At 56.0% G+C, this 16,307-nt stretch carries 16 protein-coding genes, 2 tRNA genes and 1 pseudogene; 5 read left to right on the top strand and 14 right to left on the bottom strand.

Translation table 11 applies throughout. The annotated features are described in order from the left end of the window. Positions 1-5: 5 nt before the first annotated feature. The 4 genes from QMG15_RS06820 to QMG15_RS06805 are packed head-to-tail and all read right to left on the bottom strand — an operon-like array spanning position 6 to position 4,574. Entirely contained in the window at positions 6-950 is a 945-nt protein-coding gene (locus tag QMG15_RS06820) for a tripartite tricarboxylate transporter substrate binding protein (protein WP_281790097.1), read from the bottom strand. 47 nt (positions 951-997) lie between these two features. Next, positions 998-2,170, bottom strand: a complete 1,173-nt coding sequence (gene tcuB / locus QMG15_RS06815; protein WP_281787966.1) for a tricarballylate utilization 4Fe-4S protein TcuB — start codon at positions 2,168-2,170, stop codon at positions 998-1,000. Then, complete coding sequence (gene tcuA / locus QMG15_RS06810) at positions 2,157-3,590, bottom strand: FAD-dependent tricarballylate dehydrogenase TcuA (RefSeq protein ID WP_281787965.1); 1,434 nt, start codon at positions 3,588-3,590, stop codon at positions 2,157-2,159. Before tcuA ends, tcuB begins: the two co-directional genes overlap by 14 nt. A gap of 54 nt (positions 3,591-3,644) precedes the next feature. Then, the gene (locus QMG15_RS06805) at positions 3,645-4,574 is read right to left on the bottom strand and encodes a LysR family transcriptional regulator (protein WP_281787964.1); all 930 of its coding nucleotides are present in this window, start codon (positions 4,572-4,574) and stop codon (positions 3,645-3,647) included. Between the two features lie 86 nt (positions 4,575-4,660). Here QMG15_RS06805 and QMG15_RS06800 point away from each other — a divergent pair. Then, positions 4,661-4,737: transfer RNA gene (locus tag QMG15_RS06800), tRNA-Pro, on the top strand. Positions 4,738-4,780: 43 nt separating this feature from the next. Further along, positions 4,781-4,857, top strand: a tRNA-Arg gene (locus QMG15_RS06795). Between the two features lie 18 nt (positions 4,858-4,875). Here the strand turns inward: QMG15_RS06795 and QMG15_RS06790 are convergent. Then, a complete protein-coding gene (locus QMG15_RS06790) occupies positions 4,876-5,793 on the bottom strand; it encodes a hypothetical protein (RefSeq protein ID WP_281787963.1) in 918 nt (305 codons plus the stop codon). Positions 5,794-5,891: 98 nt separating this feature from the next. After that, on the bottom strand, positions 5,892-6,431 hold the full coding sequence (locus QMG15_RS06785) for a hypothetical protein (RefSeq protein ID WP_281787962.1): 540 nt from the start codon (positions 6,429-6,431) through the stop codon (positions 5,892-5,894). 122 nt (positions 6,432-6,553) lie between these two features. On the opposite strand from QMG15_RS06785, the gene QMG15_RS06780 reads away from it, so the two are divergent. Next, positions 6,554-7,636: a hypothetical protein gene (locus QMG15_RS06780; RefSeq protein WP_281787961.1), complete on the top strand. Its 1,083-nt coding sequence runs from the start codon at positions 6,554-6,556 to the stop codon at positions 7,634-7,636. Between the two features lie 26 nt (positions 7,637-7,662). On the opposite strand, the gene QMG15_RS06775 is transcribed toward QMG15_RS06780, so the two are convergent. From QMG15_RS06775 to QMG15_RS06755, 5 genes and pseudogenes are all read right to left on the bottom strand, one after another. Next, complete coding sequence (locus tag QMG15_RS06775) at positions 7,663-8,367, bottom strand: glutathione binding-like protein (RefSeq protein ID WP_281787959.1); 705 nt, start codon at positions 8,365-8,367, stop codon at positions 7,663-7,665. Positions 8,368-8,376: 9 nt separating this feature from the next. Beyond that, positions 8,377-9,639: an acyl-CoA dehydrogenase family protein gene (locus QMG15_RS06770; RefSeq protein ID WP_281787958.1), complete on the bottom strand. Its 1,263-nt coding sequence runs from the start codon at positions 9,637-9,639 to the stop codon at positions 8,377-8,379. A gap of 29 nt (positions 9,640-9,668) precedes the next feature. Beyond that, on the bottom strand, positions 9,669-10,718 hold the full coding sequence (locus tag QMG15_RS06765; protein ID WP_281790096.1) for a phosphotransferase: 1,050 nt from the start codon (positions 10,716-10,718) through the stop codon (positions 9,669-9,671). A 46-nt stretch (positions 10,719-10,764) separates the two neighbouring features. Continuing rightward, positions 10,765-11,484: a Crp/Fnr family transcriptional regulator gene (locus QMG15_RS06760; RefSeq protein ID WP_281787957.1), complete on the bottom strand. Its 720-nt coding sequence runs from the start codon at positions 11,482-11,484 to the stop codon at positions 10,765-10,767. A gap of 93 nt (positions 11,485-11,577) precedes the next feature. Beyond that, positions 11,578-12,501 (bottom strand): annotated as a pseudogene (locus QMG15_RS06755) (3-hydroxyacyl-CoA dehydrogenase family protein); the annotation flags it as partial. 143 nt (positions 12,502-12,644) lie between these two features. Between QMG15_RS06755 and QMG15_RS06750 the strand changes: the two are divergent. Beyond that, positions 12,645-13,310, top strand: a complete 666-nt coding sequence (locus QMG15_RS06750; protein WP_281787956.1) for a glutathione S-transferase — start codon at positions 12,645-12,647, stop codon at positions 13,308-13,310. A gap of 4 nt (positions 13,311-13,314) precedes the next feature. Here QMG15_RS06750 and QMG15_RS06745 read toward each other — a convergent pair whose 3' ends face one another. The 3 genes from QMG15_RS06745 to lexA form a co-directional block, all read right to left on the bottom strand. Further along, complete coding sequence (locus QMG15_RS06745) at positions 13,315-14,322, bottom strand: D-2-hydroxyacid dehydrogenase family protein (RefSeq protein WP_281787955.1); 1,008 nt, start codon at positions 14,320-14,322, stop codon at positions 13,315-13,317. Positions 14,323-14,383: 61 nt separating this feature from the next. Continuing rightward, positions 14,384-14,620 carry a hypothetical protein gene (locus QMG15_RS06740; protein ID WP_281787954.1) on the bottom strand — a complete coding sequence of 79 codons (237 nt, stop codon included), beginning with the start codon at positions 14,618-14,620 and terminating at the stop codon, positions 14,384-14,386. Between the two features lie 13 nt (positions 14,621-14,633). Then, positions 14,634-15,290, bottom strand: coding sequence for a transcriptional repressor LexA (gene lexA, locus QMG15_RS06735; protein ID WP_108358696.1), 657 nt, complete (start codon positions 15,288-15,290; stop codon positions 14,634-14,636). A 95-nt stretch (positions 15,291-15,385) separates the two neighbouring features. Here lexA and QMG15_RS06730 point away from each other — a divergent pair, with 95 nt between their 5' ends. Continuing rightward, positions 15,386-16,291, top strand: coding sequence for an asparaginase (locus tag QMG15_RS06730; protein ID WP_281787953.1), 906 nt, complete (start codon positions 15,386-15,388; stop codon positions 16,289-16,291). The last annotated feature ends 16 nt before the right edge of the window (positions 16,292-16,307 follow it).

Here is a 16,307-nt window from a genome sequence, read left to right as displayed (position 1 = left end):
ATTTTTTATTCGCCAGTGATTTTTCGTTCACGAATCACACGGCCCCAGGTGGTGGACTCTTTGGCGATGTACTTGGCCAGCTCATCGCGTGTACCTGGTTGAGGTGTCAGTCCGTGGCTGTTGAGTTGGTCGACCACATCGGGTGACTTCAAAACCTTCACAAGCTCATTGTTCCATCGGTCCAAGGTGGCTGCAGGCACTTTGGATGAGGCCACAAAGGCATACCAGTTGGTGGCACTGAAGCCGGGGTAGCCCGACTCGGCCACTGTTGGAATTTTGGGCAGAGACTTCAGGCGTTGTGCGCCCGTGCTGGCCAAGGGAATGAGTTTGCCGTTGTCAATATAGGCCTGCGATGTGGAGTACGTCGAGAAGTAGGCGGCCACGCGCCCGCCCAACAAATCTTGCAACGCAGGTGCGCCACCTTTGTAGGGAACGTGCACCGTCTCAATGCTAGCCATGTCGTCTAGCAACTCACCGGCAAGGTGCGAGGCAGAGCCAGGCCCCGTGGATGCGTAGTCGAGCTTTTTGGGATTCTTTTTGGCGTAGGCAATGTACTCAGCGAAGGTTTTGATGCCTGTGCCTGCGTGCACCACCAACACGTTAGGAAAGTTCACCCCCATGGTGATGGGCGCCAGGTCTTTGACGGGGTCGTAGGGCAGCTTCATCATGTGCGGTGCGATGGTGAGCGGGCCGACCGAACCAAACAAAATCGTGCTGCCGTCGGTCGGGCCATTGGCAGCAAATTGGTGAGCGATGTTGCCGCCTGCACCGCCCCGGTTGTCAATGACCACCGATGCGCCGATGTTGTCTCCCAATTTTCTGGCGATGATGCGCGCCGCTGTATCCGCTGCACCGCCGGCTGCAAAGCCGACCACCATGGTGATGGTTTTCTTGGGTGGAAACTCTTGGGCGTGGGAGGCCAAAACCGATGCGCTGAATGCGAGCAACATGCAGTTGCGGAGGAAGTTACGTTTTTTCATGGGTTGTCCCTTTCAAATTATTCGCTGCCCAAGCCGAGTTGGTTGGGTTGTCGTTTTTCAACGGCATGGCGTAGCAATGCCGCCGTTCTAAAAATACCGTGCGCAAACTTGCCGTAGGGCAGGGTGGCAAACAGGGCCATCACCACACCCAAATGAATGGCCAGCAGCGCAGGTAAGGCGGCGCTACCGCGGCCCAACCACAAGGCCAGGCCGCTCAGGCTGGTGAAAAACAGCAAGGCGATGAAACCCAAGTCCATCGGTTTTTGCGCCGCATCGCCGTGCAGGGGGTGGCGTTGCAGGTGGAGCTTGAACAGGCCTGCCGTGCCCAACAACAAACTCACCCCGCCGATCGCGCCCAGTAGTTTGGGCAAGCTGGGGAGGTCGTAAGGCGCGATCCAACCGAAGGCATAGTGATACACCGTGCCTAAGCTGGTGGCTGCAAAGCAAAGCATGAACCCGTAAAAAGTGAGGTGGTGTGCGCGACGGCGCGACAGCGTGAACGCGTCGTCTTCGTTATTACAGCCTTCGCCGTGTCCGCCATCTAGGTACTTCAGACGCAGCACGTCTTGCGTGGCTTCACTGGCTGCAGGTGGGGTTACCGCAGCACCGCTGGTGGCGGGGGTGATGTCACGCCAAAAACGTCGCACGCCTAAGCTCAATGCCAACGCGGCAAACAAGAACACAGGCGCGAACAAGCTGACCAACAAATTGTGCGGAAACACGTCGTAGAAGTTGCCCGGCAGCTTGCTGGCCCACAAGGTGCCATTCATTTGCAGGGCGAGCAGCAAAAACAGCGACAAGCCAGCGGCCAAAGCCAGTGACAAAGTGAGGCCATTGCGCTTGTAGAGCGCGCCTAAGGCAGAAGGCCATGCGTAGTCGGCATACGTTTGGCCGCGCACCTGCGCCATGGCTTGCGGCACATTGACCGCAAACTCGTGCGGCGGTGCGTATTGGCAGGCGTGCAAACAGGCTCCGCAGTTGTGGCAGAGGTTGGCGAGGTAATGGATGTCGGCTTTGCCAAATTCCAAGCGACGCGTCATCGCGGGGAACATGGCGCAAAAGCCTTCGCAGTATCGGCAGGCATTGCAAATTTGCAGCTGTCGCGCCACTTCGGTTTCAGGCGCTGACAGGACAACTTCGCCATTTGCCAAAGCACGTGCGTCGCGGGTGAGGGCATCAAGCGTTTGCATGTGCAGGCTCCTTGGAAGCTAAAGCAGCTTGGGCAGCCTGTGTGCCCGCAATTCGGCCAAACGCGGTGCCAATCGACATGCCCACGCCAGCGGTGTAACCCTTGCCCAGCACGTTGCCAGACATCATTTCGCCCGCCACAAACAGGTTGTCGCTGGGTACATCGTGAAAGCGCACCGCGGCTGTTTCATCGGTTTTGAGACCAAGGTAGGTGAAGGTGATGCCGGGTCGCAAGGCGTAGCCGTAGAACGGGCCAGTGTCGATGGGGCGTGCCCAGTGTGTTTTGGCGGGGCTCACGCCTTCGGTGTGGCAGTCGTCCAAGCTGGTGTGGTCAAACGTGCCGATGCGGCACGCGTGGTTGTAGTCGTTGAGGGTTTGCATGAAGGTGTCCACAGGCAAGCCAAGTTTTTGCGCAAGCTCTGGCAAGGTGTTGGCTTGCACGCCGGGGAAGACGGGGGGCATGAAACGACCAATGGCTTTGGCATCGATGATGGAATAGCCAATTTGCCCAGGCTGCTGTGCCACCAAACGGCCCCAAATGGCGTAGCGCTTGGGCCAGAAGTCTTCGCCTTCGTCATAGAAGCGTTGACCGTCGCGGTTGACCACCACGCCAAGCGACACGCAGTCAATGCGTGTGCAAATGCCACCGTCATAGAGCGGGGCGCGTGCGTCAATCGCCACCATGTGGGCTTGGGTGGGGTCGCCAATGCGGTCTGCGCCATGGGCCAACATGTGCTTGAGCAACACGCCTTGGTTGAACTGCGTGCCACGAATGAGAAAGTTGTCGGCAGGCCATTCGCCGCGTTCGTTTTGTCCCCATGCTTCGCGCAGCCATTCGCGATTGGACTCAAAGCCGCCAGCTGCCAACACGCAGGCTTTGGCCGTGATGCGCTCTTGGCCGATGTATGCAGCGACGAAGCGGCCATCTTCAATGTCGAGCTTATCCACGGACGCGTTGTAGCGAATTTGTACACCCAGTTTTTCAGCGCTGCGGTAATACGCATTGACCAAGGCTTTGCCGCCCCCCATGAAGAACGCGTTGGTGCGTGCCACATGCAAGGCGCCTGAGAGCGGGGGCTGAAAGTGCACGCCGTGTTTGCGCATCCAATCGCGGCAAGTGGATGAGGCACGAATGACCAAACGGGCGAGCTTTTCGTTGGTGATCCCGCCTGTGACCTTGAGCAGGTCTTGCCAATACTCTTCTTCTGGGTAGGCGTCGATCAGCACGTCTTGTGGTGCGTCGTGCATGCAGCGCAGGTTACGCGTGTGGCCTGAATTGCCACCGCGCCACTCACGTGGTGCTGATTCGAGCATCAAGACCGAGGCGCCTGCTTCGGCGGCCATCAGCGCGGCACAGAGTGCGGCATTGCCGCCACCGATCACCAGAACATCAGGTTGTTTTGCACTTGCTTGAATTGTCATGCCCGAGAGTGTCGAGGCAAATGGTTATGCTGATAAGTGCAATATAGGGTTTGATTATTTCGTTTTTCGCATCAATTGGACTTTGGCCGCTTTGGGCTTCAGATGCTCTTTTTGAATCAACTCAAAGAAGGCTTGCGCGGCGGGTGACAGGCTTGTGTTTTTGTGGCGCAGCAAAGCCACCTTGCGCTTGACCACAGGGCCCGTCAGCGTGATCTTGCGCACGTGCAGTCGATCCCCCTCTCTCAAGGTGGAGGACGGCAAGATGGCACAGCCCACGCCTGCTGCGACCAAGTTGATGGCGGTGGCGTGGTGTTGCACCTCGTAATTGCCGTTGAGGCGAATTCCGTGTTTGGCCAATTGGTAATCCATGAACACACGGGTGGCCATGAAGTTACTCACCACAATCAAGTCGGCTTCGCGCATGTCGGCCCACGTGACTGAGTCTTTCCCTTGGAGTGGGTGGGTGTCTCGACAGATGAAGACCAAGGGGTCGTCAAACAAAGGGGTTTCAATGAGGTCGGGGTGAACTTCGCCGTTCACCGCAATGCCAATTTCGGCTTGGTGGTTGAGCACCGCCTGACGCACCTCGTAAGAGGCCGCATCCAAGAGACGAATGCGGTTGCCTGGGCATTCATCGGCATATTGACGAATCAGCTCAGGCAGCATGTGTGCGGCCATGCTGGGCACGCAGGCGAGGGTGAAGTTGCCTTTCGCATGCTGTGACATGTCTTTGAGACGGCCCACTGCAGAGGTCATTTCATTCACGATGGCGCGGGCTTGGGGTAAAAAGTCACGGCCAACAGCGGTCATCTCGACGCGACGCGTGGTGCGGTCCAGCAGCTTTAAGCCCAAATAAGCCTCGAGTTTTTGCACCCGGCGTGTGAGTGCGGTTTGCGTGATGTGTAGCTGGTCGGCGGCTTTGTTGAAGCCGCCGAGTTCTGCCGTCACCACAAATGCTTGTATGCCATCAAAATCAATTTTCACGTCTCAATTGTGAATCAACATCGCCACTAGATTTTCATTTCGATCGCGACTGAAAAGAGGGCATTTGCAAGTTACAATAATCGAATCGGGGCGTAGCGCAGCCTGGTAGCGCATCTGGTTTGGGACCAGAGGGTCGTAGGTTCGAATCCTATCGCCCCGACCATAAAAGTAAAAAAGGCCTCGAATTTCGAGGCCTTTTTTCATTTCTGTCCGTAGCTCAGTTGGATAGAGCAACAACCTTCTAAGTTGTGGGTCACAGGTTCGATTCCTGTCGGACAGGCCACCTTTTGAAACACGTCACTTAGTTGAATAGCCAGTCTGGGTTCAACGCCACGTAGCAGTTCTTTTCCCCAAGTAACTGGCCATCTGGGCTCACGCAGAAATTGGCACGACGGAACTTCTTTTCGTCGGTCAGCACGTAAGAGCGGTAGATCTCTTTGCTCTTGATGCCTGTTTTGTCTTTGGGGTGCAGCATCATGAGACGTGTCGAACCACATTCGCCTTTTTTGATGCATTCTTTTTCGGCTTTGTCGTCGACATAAAACTCAATGTAAATCGCACCCGGAAACTTTGTTTTGGGTTTGGCCACCTTGATCATGCAAGGCATGTCTTGCGCGTGGGGCAGACCCATGCGATCGGCAAAGGTGTTCATCTCAGACAGCACTGTGTCACGGTATTTGGCTTTGATGGTTTTGTGACACACAAAGTAATCGGCATACGTATTCGTAAATACCACGGGCGTGAGCGGTCGGTTGTTGCTATCGAGCTGGATGATGGCAGCGTCGTAAATGGCACTCACAGCAGGGGGCGTTGCCTTTTTATCGGCTTTGCCGTGACCTCCGCCGTGACCATCACCACCTTTTTTGGCGTCCTTTTTAGGGTCACCATGGCCATCGTCTTTCTTCTTTTCGTCTTTCTTAGGAGGGGCACCGTGGCCATCGTCCTTTTTCTCTTCTTTTTTAGGCGCGCCGTGGCCATCGTCTTTTTTGCCGTGGTCGTCTTTGGGTTCTGGCTTATGCGCTTCTTTGGGCTCAGCTTTAGGAACTTCTTGTGGCTCCTCAAACTTCGGTTTAGCCACGCGTTTGTAGATGTAACCGCTGCGTCCCACTTCGCCATTTTCTTCGATGTAGTCGAATTTCGGCTTAGGCGGTTCCTCTTTGGCCGCTGCTTTTTTGGGCGGATCATTCGCGAACGCTGGCGAGCCCATGAGGCTCGTCATCAGCAGAGTCGTCGCGAGAAGTGTGAAGGTTGAAAAACGCATATCCCTAGAAGATCGACTGTTCAAGGGGAGGCTTTAGCCCCGCCGGCAAAAAAGCCTTAAGGGACGGTATAGCAAGTGGTGTCTGTGAACAACTTGCCTTTGTCTGTGACGCATTGCTGAGAGATGAGCTTGCGTGACATGTCTGACAAGAAGTAAGAGCGATAAAGCACTTTGTCTTTAGGAATCAGGCTGATGCTGCGAAATACGGGGCATTGTTCGTTGCGCACGCAAGCCGTCAAACGCTGCTGGTTCACATAGAGGTGAATGTTGATGCGCCCTGGCGTCAGGCTCTTCTCGGTGCCAATGCTCACCACGCAGGCGTCACCTTTGACGAATGGCAAATCCACCAATTCGGCAAAGTAGTTCATTTCCGCCACAACCAACTCACGAAACCAAGGTGCCACGATGCCGTTGCAATCAAAGTAGTCGAGCTTGGTGGTGTGAACCAAAATTTCGGTGTAAGGACGATTCTTCGGCCCCAGCAACAACATGGGTTCGGCCCCAGATTGTGGCGGGCGAGCCAGCAGAGCACGTGATGCAGTCGGTTTGTCTTGCGCAAGCACGCCCGTCCACACGGACAGGAGCAGGCAGGTCAACAGGAAAAACTTCTTAAACATGACGTCTTATGAATCGGTTGTAACAGGGGTAACTTTATCAGTTTGTGGTGCTGGCTTGAAGTAATCAAGTAAAGTGGTTCCATACCGATTCAAAGTCTAGGATGAAAACTTTCAAAACACTTTCTGCGATTTTGTTGACTGCTACCTTGTTGGCCTGTGGCGGGGGGGGAGGTGGCGGGGCTAGCAATCCAAGTAATAACTCAACCACGACAAGCTATGTTGTGTCGACGCTTGTTTTGTCTCCTCAGCTGACTGCACCATCAGCAATATCAGGAATATCAATTGATTCACAAGGAAATTTATACGTTGCAGACAGTGGCGCTAATTTGGTTCGAAAAATTACCAACGTGAATAACAGTCCGGTGAATGTCAGTACGGTTTTGGGTGGCGGCAATACAAGTTACAGCAGTTGCCTCAATTCACTTTTGGACTCACCCTATGGCATCGTCATTGATAGCTCAAGCCATATTTATGTAACTGAATCGAATAAAACAGTTGTTCGGTATGCCGATTGCACGGCTTCAACCACTTTTTCTCAAGAGTATGGTTCTCTCACTGCTGGTCTGACCCTTTTGAATCCTCGTGGCGTCGCTTTATATGGCAGCACGCTCTATGTTGTAGATGCAGGAAATTACAAAATTCGAGCGATCACCGACAACGGCGCGCACTCTGGGGTGACCGCCACGTTGGCTGGTACATCCAATGGATACGTGAATGGTGCTGCAGGGACTTCTGCTTTTTCGCTTCCTACAGGTATTGCTGTTGCCAGTTCTGGTGTCGTTTTTGTCGCAGACACCAACAACTGCGCGATCAGAATGATTTCATCGGGCCAGGTCTCGACATTCGCAGGTTCCGGCCCCAACAATCTTGGAACAGGGCCAGTGGCTTGTGGCAGCGCTGACGGCACAGGCACAGCGGCGTTGTTTGATCATCCCACCGGCCTAGCTATTGATGGCAGTGACAATTTGTACGTTGCAGACTCGGTGAGTAACAAGATTCGTCGAATTACCCCGCAGGGTGTTGTGACGACCATTGCAGGTTCTGGGGGCAGTGGCTCCACCGATGGCGCAGGCTCTAGTGCCACATTCAACACCCCAACAGGCATCACGATTGATTCAAGCGGTGCCGTATTTGTGGTTGACTCAGGCACCAACAAAATTCGAAAAATTACCGTTACACCTTAGATTTTTTTCAATTTGTAATTTCAAGCTCACCGTTTCGCAAATTGCGTTGATCCAAACAAAACCTCTTTGGCTTTGTCGTCGTACAACGGCTTACGTAAATCAGCCAGCACCTGCACACCACGCTGTACCGCAGGGCGTGCCGCAATCAAATCAAACCAAGCTTTGAGGTGCGGGTAGTCGGCCCAATCAATGCCTTGGTTTTGCCAGCTGCGTAGCCAGGGGAAGATGGCAATGTCAGCAATGCTGTAGCTGTTGCCCCCGATAAATTTGCTGTGCTGCAAACGCTTGTCCATCACGCCATACAAGCGTTTGGCTTCGTTGGTGTAGCGGTTGTAGGCGTAGTCAATCTTCTCGGGTGCATAGATGCGAAAGTGGTGCGCTTGGCCCAGCATGGGGCCCACGCCACCCATTTGAAACATCAGCCATTGCAGTACTTCAAATTTGGCTCGGTCGCTCTTGGGTAAGAGCTTGCCCGTCTTGGAGGCGAGGTACAACAGAATCGCGCCCGATTCAAACAGGCTGATGGGTTTGCCGTCTGGTCCATGTGGATCGACGAGTGCCGGGATTTTGTTATTGGGGCTGATCTTCAAAAACTCAGGCGTGAATTGTTCGCCTTGACCGATGTTCACAGGATGCGCCACCCAATCGCGGCCTAATCGCAAGCCACACTCTTCGAGCATGATGTGTACTTTGTGTCCGTTGGGCGTGGCCCATGAGTAAACGTCGATCATTGGTGTTCCTTAGCAGCCGCGTGTGACGGGCATTTCAACTTCATGAGGTGCTGCGGCCATGTGCCGCGCGAGTTCGAGTTTAGCGATGGACTGGCGGTGCACTTCATCGGGGCCATCGGCCAAGCGCAACCAGCGCTGCGTGCAGTAAGCGTAGGCGAGTGGAAAATCGTCCGAGATGCCCGCTGCGCCGTGGGCTTGGATGGCCCAATCAATCACTTGACTGGCCATGTTGGGTGCAATCACCTTGATCATGGCGATTTCAGCGCGTGCTTCTTTGTTACCCACGGTGTCCATCATGTAGGCGGCTTTGAGGGTGAGCAAACGGGCTTGTTCAATTTTGATGCGCGACTCGGCGATACGCTCATGCCAAACGCCTTGCGCTGACAAAGGTTTGCCAAATGCCACCCGACTGTTGAGGCGTTGGCACATCAGTTCTAGAGCACGCTCCGCTGCGCCAATCGAGCGCATGCAGTGGTGAATGCGGCCTGGGCCTAAGCGGCCTTGGGCAATCTCGAACCCTCTGCCTTCGCCGAGTAACAGGTTTTCAACGGGCACGCGCACATTGGTGAGGGTGACCTCCATGTGGCCATGCGGCGCATCGTCGTAGCCAAACACGCTCAAGGGGCGCACCACGTTCACGCCCGGCGTGTTGGCAGGCACCACCACCATGCTTTGTTGCGCGTGCTTGGGTGCTGTGGTGTCGGTCTTGCCCATCACGATGTACACCGCACAGCGTGGGTCGCCCGCGCCAGAGCTCCACCACTTGGTGCCGTTGATGACGTAGTCGTTGCCTTCGCGCACGATGCTGCATTGGATGTTGGTGGCATCTGACGAGGCCACCGCTGGCTCGGTCATCAAGAAGGCTGAGCGAATGTCGCCGCGCAACAAAGGCTCTAACCATTGCACTTTCAGGGCTTCACTGGCGTAGCGTTCAAAGGTTTCCATGTTGCCGGTGTCGGGGGCCGAGGAGTTGAACACTTCGGCTGCGAAGGACACGCGACCCATGATTTCGCACAGAGGTGCGTATTCCAAATTGCTCAAACCATCGGGCACGCGTGGGCTGTGCGGAATGAATAAATTCCAAAGGCCTGCAGCGCGTGCCTTGGGCTTGAGTTCTTCCACCAACGCGGTTGGAATCCAAGCATTGCCTTTGGCGCGGTTGGCGGCAATTTCTTCAAAGAAGCGTTGTTCGTTGGGGTAGATATGCTCGTCCATGAAGGTGAGCAGGCGCGTTCGCAGGCCTTTGACTTTGTCGCTGTAATCGAAGTTCATGTGGTGTATTCCTTGACGCTGTTGTTCTTTTAGGCTTGTTGTGCAAATTTCCATGCCAGCTCGGCCATGGGGCGTGCAGCTGCGCCGTTGGCTTTGGCTTGGTCGCTAGACGCTGTTCCAGCTTCCACGCGCTTGGCGATGCCTTGCAAGATGGCCGCGATGCGGAACATGTTGTAGGCGAGGTAAAAGTTCCAGTCGGCTTTCAGGTCTGCCGGTGAGGCTATGCCTGTGCGGTCGCAATAGCGGTGGATGTTTTCGCTCTTGCTGGGAATGCCGAGTGCGGCAATGTCCACGCCGCCAATGCCTCTGAAGGTGCCCGGTGGAATATGCCAGCCCATGCACAAGTAGCTGAAGTCAGCCAGCGGATGGCCCAGTGTGGACAGCTCCCAATCGAGCACCGCCAACACACGTGGCTCGGTGGGATGGAACATCAAATTATCCAGGCGGTAGTCGCCGTGCACGATGCTGACTTTTGTTTCGTCTTTGGCACTGGCGGGCATGTTGGCGGGCAACCATGCCATGAGTTGGTCCATTTCAGGAATGGGTCGCGTGACGGACGCGAGGTATTGTTTGCTCCAGCGGCCAATCTGTCGCTCAAAGTAATTGCCGGGACGACCATAGTTCTCAAGCCCACGTTCGGCAAACTGCACTGTGTGGAGTGCGGCGATGACGCGGTTCATCTCGTCATAAATGGCGCTGCGTTCGGCGTTGCGCATGCCGGGCAGTGTTTGGTCCCACAGCACACGGCCTTGTACAAACGCCATGAGGTAAAACGCGCGGCCCATGATGGACTCGTCTTCACACAGCACATGCATTTGCGGCACGGGCACATCGCTGCCGTGCAGGCCTTGCATGACTTTGAACTCGCGTTCAATCGCATGGGCTGAAGGCAGCAGCTTGGCCACAGGGCCTGGCTTGGTGCGCAGCACGTAACTCTTGGTTGGCGTGATGAGTTGGTAAGTGGGGTTGGATTGCCCGCCCTTGAACATCTCTAGCGAGATGGGACCTTCAAAGCCCGACAGGTTGGCGCTCAGCCAAGCTGCCAATGCTGCGGTGTCTATGGGGTGTGCCGCTTGCATGGGCTGGGAGTTTGCTGTGTCGTCCCGGCTCATGCGTGGGCTCCTGTCAGTGGTCGGCTTCGCTGATGTGTAGCAAAGCGTCGCGGTTGCGAATCACCAAGCCGCCCGGCTCGATGCGAATGGCTTCCTCGCGTTCCATGGCTTTGAGTTCTTGGTTCACACGTTGGCGTGAGGCACCCAAGAGTTGCGCCAATTCTTCTTGCGCCAGATGCAAACCAATGCGAATCTCTTGTGCGTTGGTCAGACTCTGCACACCGTAGCTGCGTGCCAAGTGCAGCAGTTGTTTGGCCAAGCGCGAGCGCAAGGGCAGGGTGTTGAGGTCTTCCACCAAACCAAACAGTTGGCGAATGCGGCGTGCTTGCAAGCGCAGCATGGCTTCGTAGAACTCCACATGCTGGCTGAGAATTTTTTGAAAGTCTGCCTTGGCCACGCAAAGAATGGTGGTCTCGCCGTGGGCGTACACATCGTGCGTGCGACGGTCCCCGTCCAGGATCGCCACGTCGCCAAACCATATGCCAGGCTCCACATACGTGAAGGTGATCTGCTTGCCCGACAACGAGGTTGAGCTCACGCGCACCGCGCCACGCGCGCAGGCCATCCATTCTTCGGCCGGATCGCCGCGAGCTGCAATCAAGTCGCTGTCTTTGCATCGTTTGACGTAAGCGCATCGAAGAATGTCGTGCCTGAGTGAAGGTGAAAGAGATGAGAACCAACGTCCTGCGTTGATGGCCTCGCGTTCTTCGATGTTAAGAATAGGATCGTCCATAGCCTGTCTTTTGTGTGACCTGAAAGTAAGAATTTGTCACTCAGGAGACCCGCGGTTTGTGCGGGTCTCCTGAGTGTGTTGGTGGTGACGTGCTTAGCTCTCGACGTGCATCAAGCTCAAGCCCAATGCACCGCGGCGACGCAGCCATGGGCTAGGGCGGTAGCGCGTGTCACCGTAAACGGTTTGAACGTTGAACAGCACTTCCAAAATTTCAGTGGGGCCGTATTTGTCGCCCATGGCCAGCGGGCCCATGGCGTGGCCCAAGTCGTCACCGCCTGTGGCTTCGAGTTCTTGTGGTGTGCAAATGCCTTGCTGGCACATGTCACACGCGATGTTGATGATGTTCGCCACTACGCGTTGTGTCACAAAGCCGCCGCTGTCGCGAATCACGCTCACCGCTTTGCCGTCGCGTGCAAACAGCGCATGTGCAGCGTCGCGCATGTCGGCGCGTGTGGCGGGGCTGGTGGCCAGCACACGGCGTTGGGTGAGTTGGTCGTCAATCAGCATGTCAATGCCCACGGTACGGGCGGGGTCCAAGCGTTCGACGATGGCCACGGTGGTCACGTCGAAACCCAAAGGCGCAACGATCGACAGCGCTTGTGCCGAAGGCGATGCACCTGTTTCAATTTTTGCGCCCAAGTTTTTGAGCAGTTGCAGCAGTTCGGGGCGGCGCATGGCGCGGGTCGATATCCAGACGGGGGGCATTTCTGCCACGGTCGGCACGGTTTGCTCGGGCGGCATTTGTGCCACGCCATCGACGTAGTCGTAAAAGCCTTTGCCCGTCTTGTGCCCTAACGCTCCCGCGGCCAAGCGTTGCGCACTGATAGCGCTGGGACGGTAGCGAGGCTCAGCCCAATACGTTTGGTAAATCGAAGTCATGGCCTCGTGCGCCACGTCCAGACCAGTGAGGTCCAAGAGCTGGAAAGGGCCAAGTTTGAATCCGGCATGGTCGCGCAAGATGCGGTCGATGGTGGCGAAATCTGCCACGCCTTCCGATGCGATTTGCAGCGCCTCTGTGGCGCCTCCCACGATGCCAATGGTTTTGTAGATAGAACTCATGGCAAAGATTATGGCTGAGCCGTTCTACTTTTTTGAGTTGTGGCTGCGTGAAACGCGCTATGTCAGAATGAAACGAACCTTTGTCCATTTGGAGCGCCTTCATGACCCTCAAACTTTGCGGCTTTGCTGTCAGCAACTACTACAACAAACTCAAAATTCAGCTGCTTGAAAAAGCCGTGCCATTTGAGGAAGAGTTGGTGTGGCTCAAACCTTTAGAGCCGTCAACTCTGTTGCGTTCCCCGATGGGGAAAGTGCCATTTTTAGAGACCCCGCACGGTTGCATCAGCGAGTCGGCGGTGTGCGCGGAGTACATCGAGCAAGCGTATCCGCATCACCCCCTGATGCCCGCGGACCCTTTTGAAGCCGCCAAGGTGCGTGAAATCATCACCTACCTCGAACTGCATGTGGAGCTGGTGGCGCGCGAGCTGTACCCACAAGCGTTTTTTGGCGGAACGGTGAGCGAAGCCACGCAAACGCGTGTGCGAAAGCAACTCGCCATAGGCGTGGAAGGCTTGAGCAAACTGGTGAAGTTCTCGCCCTATGTCGCAGGCGACACGTTCACACTCGCCGATTGCTCCGCGATTGTGAATTTGCCTTTGGTGTCTATGGCGTCCAAAGCGGTGTACGGAGAAGATGTTTTGGCGCATCTGCCCGTCAAAGCCTACAACCAGCAAATGGCTGAACGTGCCTCAGTGCAACACGTCAATGCAGACCGCAAGGCGTGCATGGCCTTGATGGCTGAGCGCGCCGCCAGCAACCCCAGCTAAAACATCAGCGGCGTACTTGCAGTGCGCCCGGATTGACGATGTTGGTGGGCGTGCCTTTGATGAAGTTCACCACGTTGTCAAAGGCCGTGCCGAAATACAGCTCGTAGCTGTCTTGCTCCACATAGCCAATGTGTGGCGTGCAGATGCAGTTTTCCAAGCGCAGCAGGGCGTGGCCTTGCATGATGGGTTCGCTTTCAAACACGTCGATGGCGGCCATGCCAGGGCGACCGCGATTGAGGCCTGTGATGAGTGCGTCTGGCTCGATCAGCTCGGCACGCGAGGTGTTGACCAGCAAAGCGGTGGGCTTCATGCGGTTGAGATCGGCCAACTTCACGATGCTGCGGGTTTCGTCAACCAAGCGCAGGTTCAAGGTGAGCACATCGCACTCCTCGAAGAAGGCTTCTCGTGAGTCGGCCACGTTCAGGCCGTCTTTGGCTGCCCGTTCGCGTGAGGCCTCGCTGCCCCACATCAAGACGCGCATGCCGAATGCTTTGCCGTAACCAGCCAAAATTTGGCCAATCTTGCCGTAGCCCCAAATACCCAAAGTCTTGCCACGCAAGACTTGGCCAAGGCCAAAGTTGGTGGGCATCGAACCCGCTTTGAGGCCCGATTGCTGCCAAGCGCCGTGTTTGAGGTTGCTGATGTATTGGGGCAAGCGGCGCATGGCGGCCATGATCAAAGCCCAGGTCAACTCAGCCGGGGCAATGGGTGAGCCCGAACCTTCAGCCACAGCAATGCCACGCTCGGTGCAGGCAGCGATGTCAATGTGGCTGCCAATTTTTCCGGTTTGGGAGATGAGCTTGAGCTTGGGCAACTTCTCCAGCAGCTGACGCGTGAGTTGGGTGCGTTCGCGAATCAGCACCAACACTTCGGCGTCTTTGAGTCGGACGGATAACTGGCCAACACCCTTGATGGTGTTGGTGTAAACCTTGGCGGGGTAGGCTTCTAATTTGGACGCGCAAGCCAGCTTGCGCACGACATCTTGGTAGTCGTCGAGGATGACAATGTTCATCCCCCAATTGTGCCTTGTGCCACGGGGCTTCACGCTTGGCGCGTGAGCCCAATTTCAAATATCAGTGGCGGTTTTCGAGTTCGGCCAAGCGGTCGAGTTCGGCACACACATCGGCCATGCGACCCGAGATGACCATGCGGCCCGCTTGGCTGCGGCTGTGTTGGGCTTCCATCACGCGAGCGACGCGCAGTGGCAAGGGACGAGGTGTGCTTTGCAAGGCTTGTGCGGGCATGAAGCCGCGAACCACGTTTTGCAGAGGATTGAGGAGGCGGTAAGCGCCAAAAAGTGCGAGGCTCATGGTCGTTCTTTCTTTACATCATCATGGTGTTACGGATCAGGCCGACGGCCAAACCCTCAATTTCAAAGGGCTCACCGGGTTCAACCAGAATGGTTTTGAAGTCTGGGTTTTCAGGGAGCAGTTCAATGTGGCTGGCGGTTTTGCGAAAGCGTTTGACAGTTACTTCTTCGCCCAAACGGGCCACCACGATTTGGCCGTTTTTGGCATCGCGGGTAGATTGCACGGCCAGCAAGTCGCCGTCCATGATGCCGGCGTCGCGCATGGACATGCCGCGCACACGCAGCAGGTAATCGGGCTTGCGCTGGAACAGGCTGCTTTCTACAAAATAGGTTTGGTCCACATGCTCTTGCGCCAAGATGGGCGAGCCTGCCGCCACGCGGCCCACCAACGGCAACGAGAAGCCAGAGGGCGAAGCGCTGAACGTGCTTTCTTGGTAGCTGCGTTGGTTGCCACCTTTGAGACGAATGCCGCGAGAGGTGCCGCTCACCAGCTCAATCGCGCCTTTGCGTGCCAAGGCTTGCAAATGTTCCTCAGCTGCGTTGGCTGACTTGAAGCCGAGCTCTGCTGCAATTTCGGCGCGTGTGGGGGGCGAACCGGTGTTGGCAATGGCAGACTGGATAAGTTCCAGAATCTGTTGCTGACGGGCGGTCAATTTTGGCATTTCAATCATCGGTTCGACTCCTGCACAATGTGTGTCTTGAGGGATGTAACTGTTTGCACATCCAGTAACTGTATTTTTAACCAGCTTTTTGAGTTTGGCAAGACATGAATGCAAAAAAAACTAAAAAAATCGTTGTTTTAGCCACAGGCGGCACGATGGCGGGGCTGGCTGCTGATGCCACCCAGCCTCAAAACTACACAGCTGGCCAAGTGGGCGTGGACGATTTGCTGCAAGGCGTGGCCCATGAAGGCGTTGAGCTGTTGACCGAACAAGTGGCCCAAATTGACAGCAAAGACATGTCGTTTGCGGTGTGGCAAAGCTTGTTGGCTCGCGTGTCGCACTGGTTAGAACAAGACGATGTGCAAGGCGTGGTCATCACCCACGGCACGGACACACTGGAAGAAACCGCCTACTTTTTGCAAACCGTATTGCAGCCCACCAAGCCCGTGGCTATCACCTGCGCCATGCTCCCCGCCAATGCGCCTGACAGCGATGGCCCTGGCAATCTCAAGGACGCTTTGGCTTGGGTGCAACAGCCCGATGCATCAGGTGTGTCAGTGGTGTGCGGAGGCCAAATTCATGCAGGTAACGCTGTGCAAAAAAGCCATAGCCATCAGCGCAATCCCTTCACCTCGCAAGCAGGCGTGACGCACCCCGCCGCGTTACGTGTGCCTAGCGTGGCGCAGGTGTTGGCTTGCACGCATTGGCCACGCGTGGAGCTGGTGTTCAACCATGCAGGCGCCGATGGCCGCCTGGTGCGCACCCTGATGGCGCACGATGCGCCGCAGGGCTGGGTGGTGGCTGGCACGGGCAATGGGACCTTGCACCACGACTTAGAGGCTGCTTTGCTGAACGCGCAAAAGCACGGCGCACAGGTGTTGCGTGCGTCGCGCTGCGCACAAGGCGGTGTGCAGCAGCGTGAGTCAGATGTGTTGCCGCATGCGGGCGGTTTGACCGCTGTGCAGGCCCGTGTGGCTTTGTTGATGCACCTTGTGGCGCAGCAAACGTAGTCAAAGCAAGTCGCCA

Origin of the sequence: Limnohabitans sp. INBF002, assembly GCF_027924905.1 — a bacterium.
In the GTDB taxonomy this organism is placed as follows: Bacteria; Pseudomonadota; Gammaproteobacteria; order Burkholderiales; family Burkholderiaceae_C; genus Limnohabitans.
Note: the sequence above shows the minus strand (reverse complement) of the source record. Positions and strands in the feature narration are given on the sequence as shown.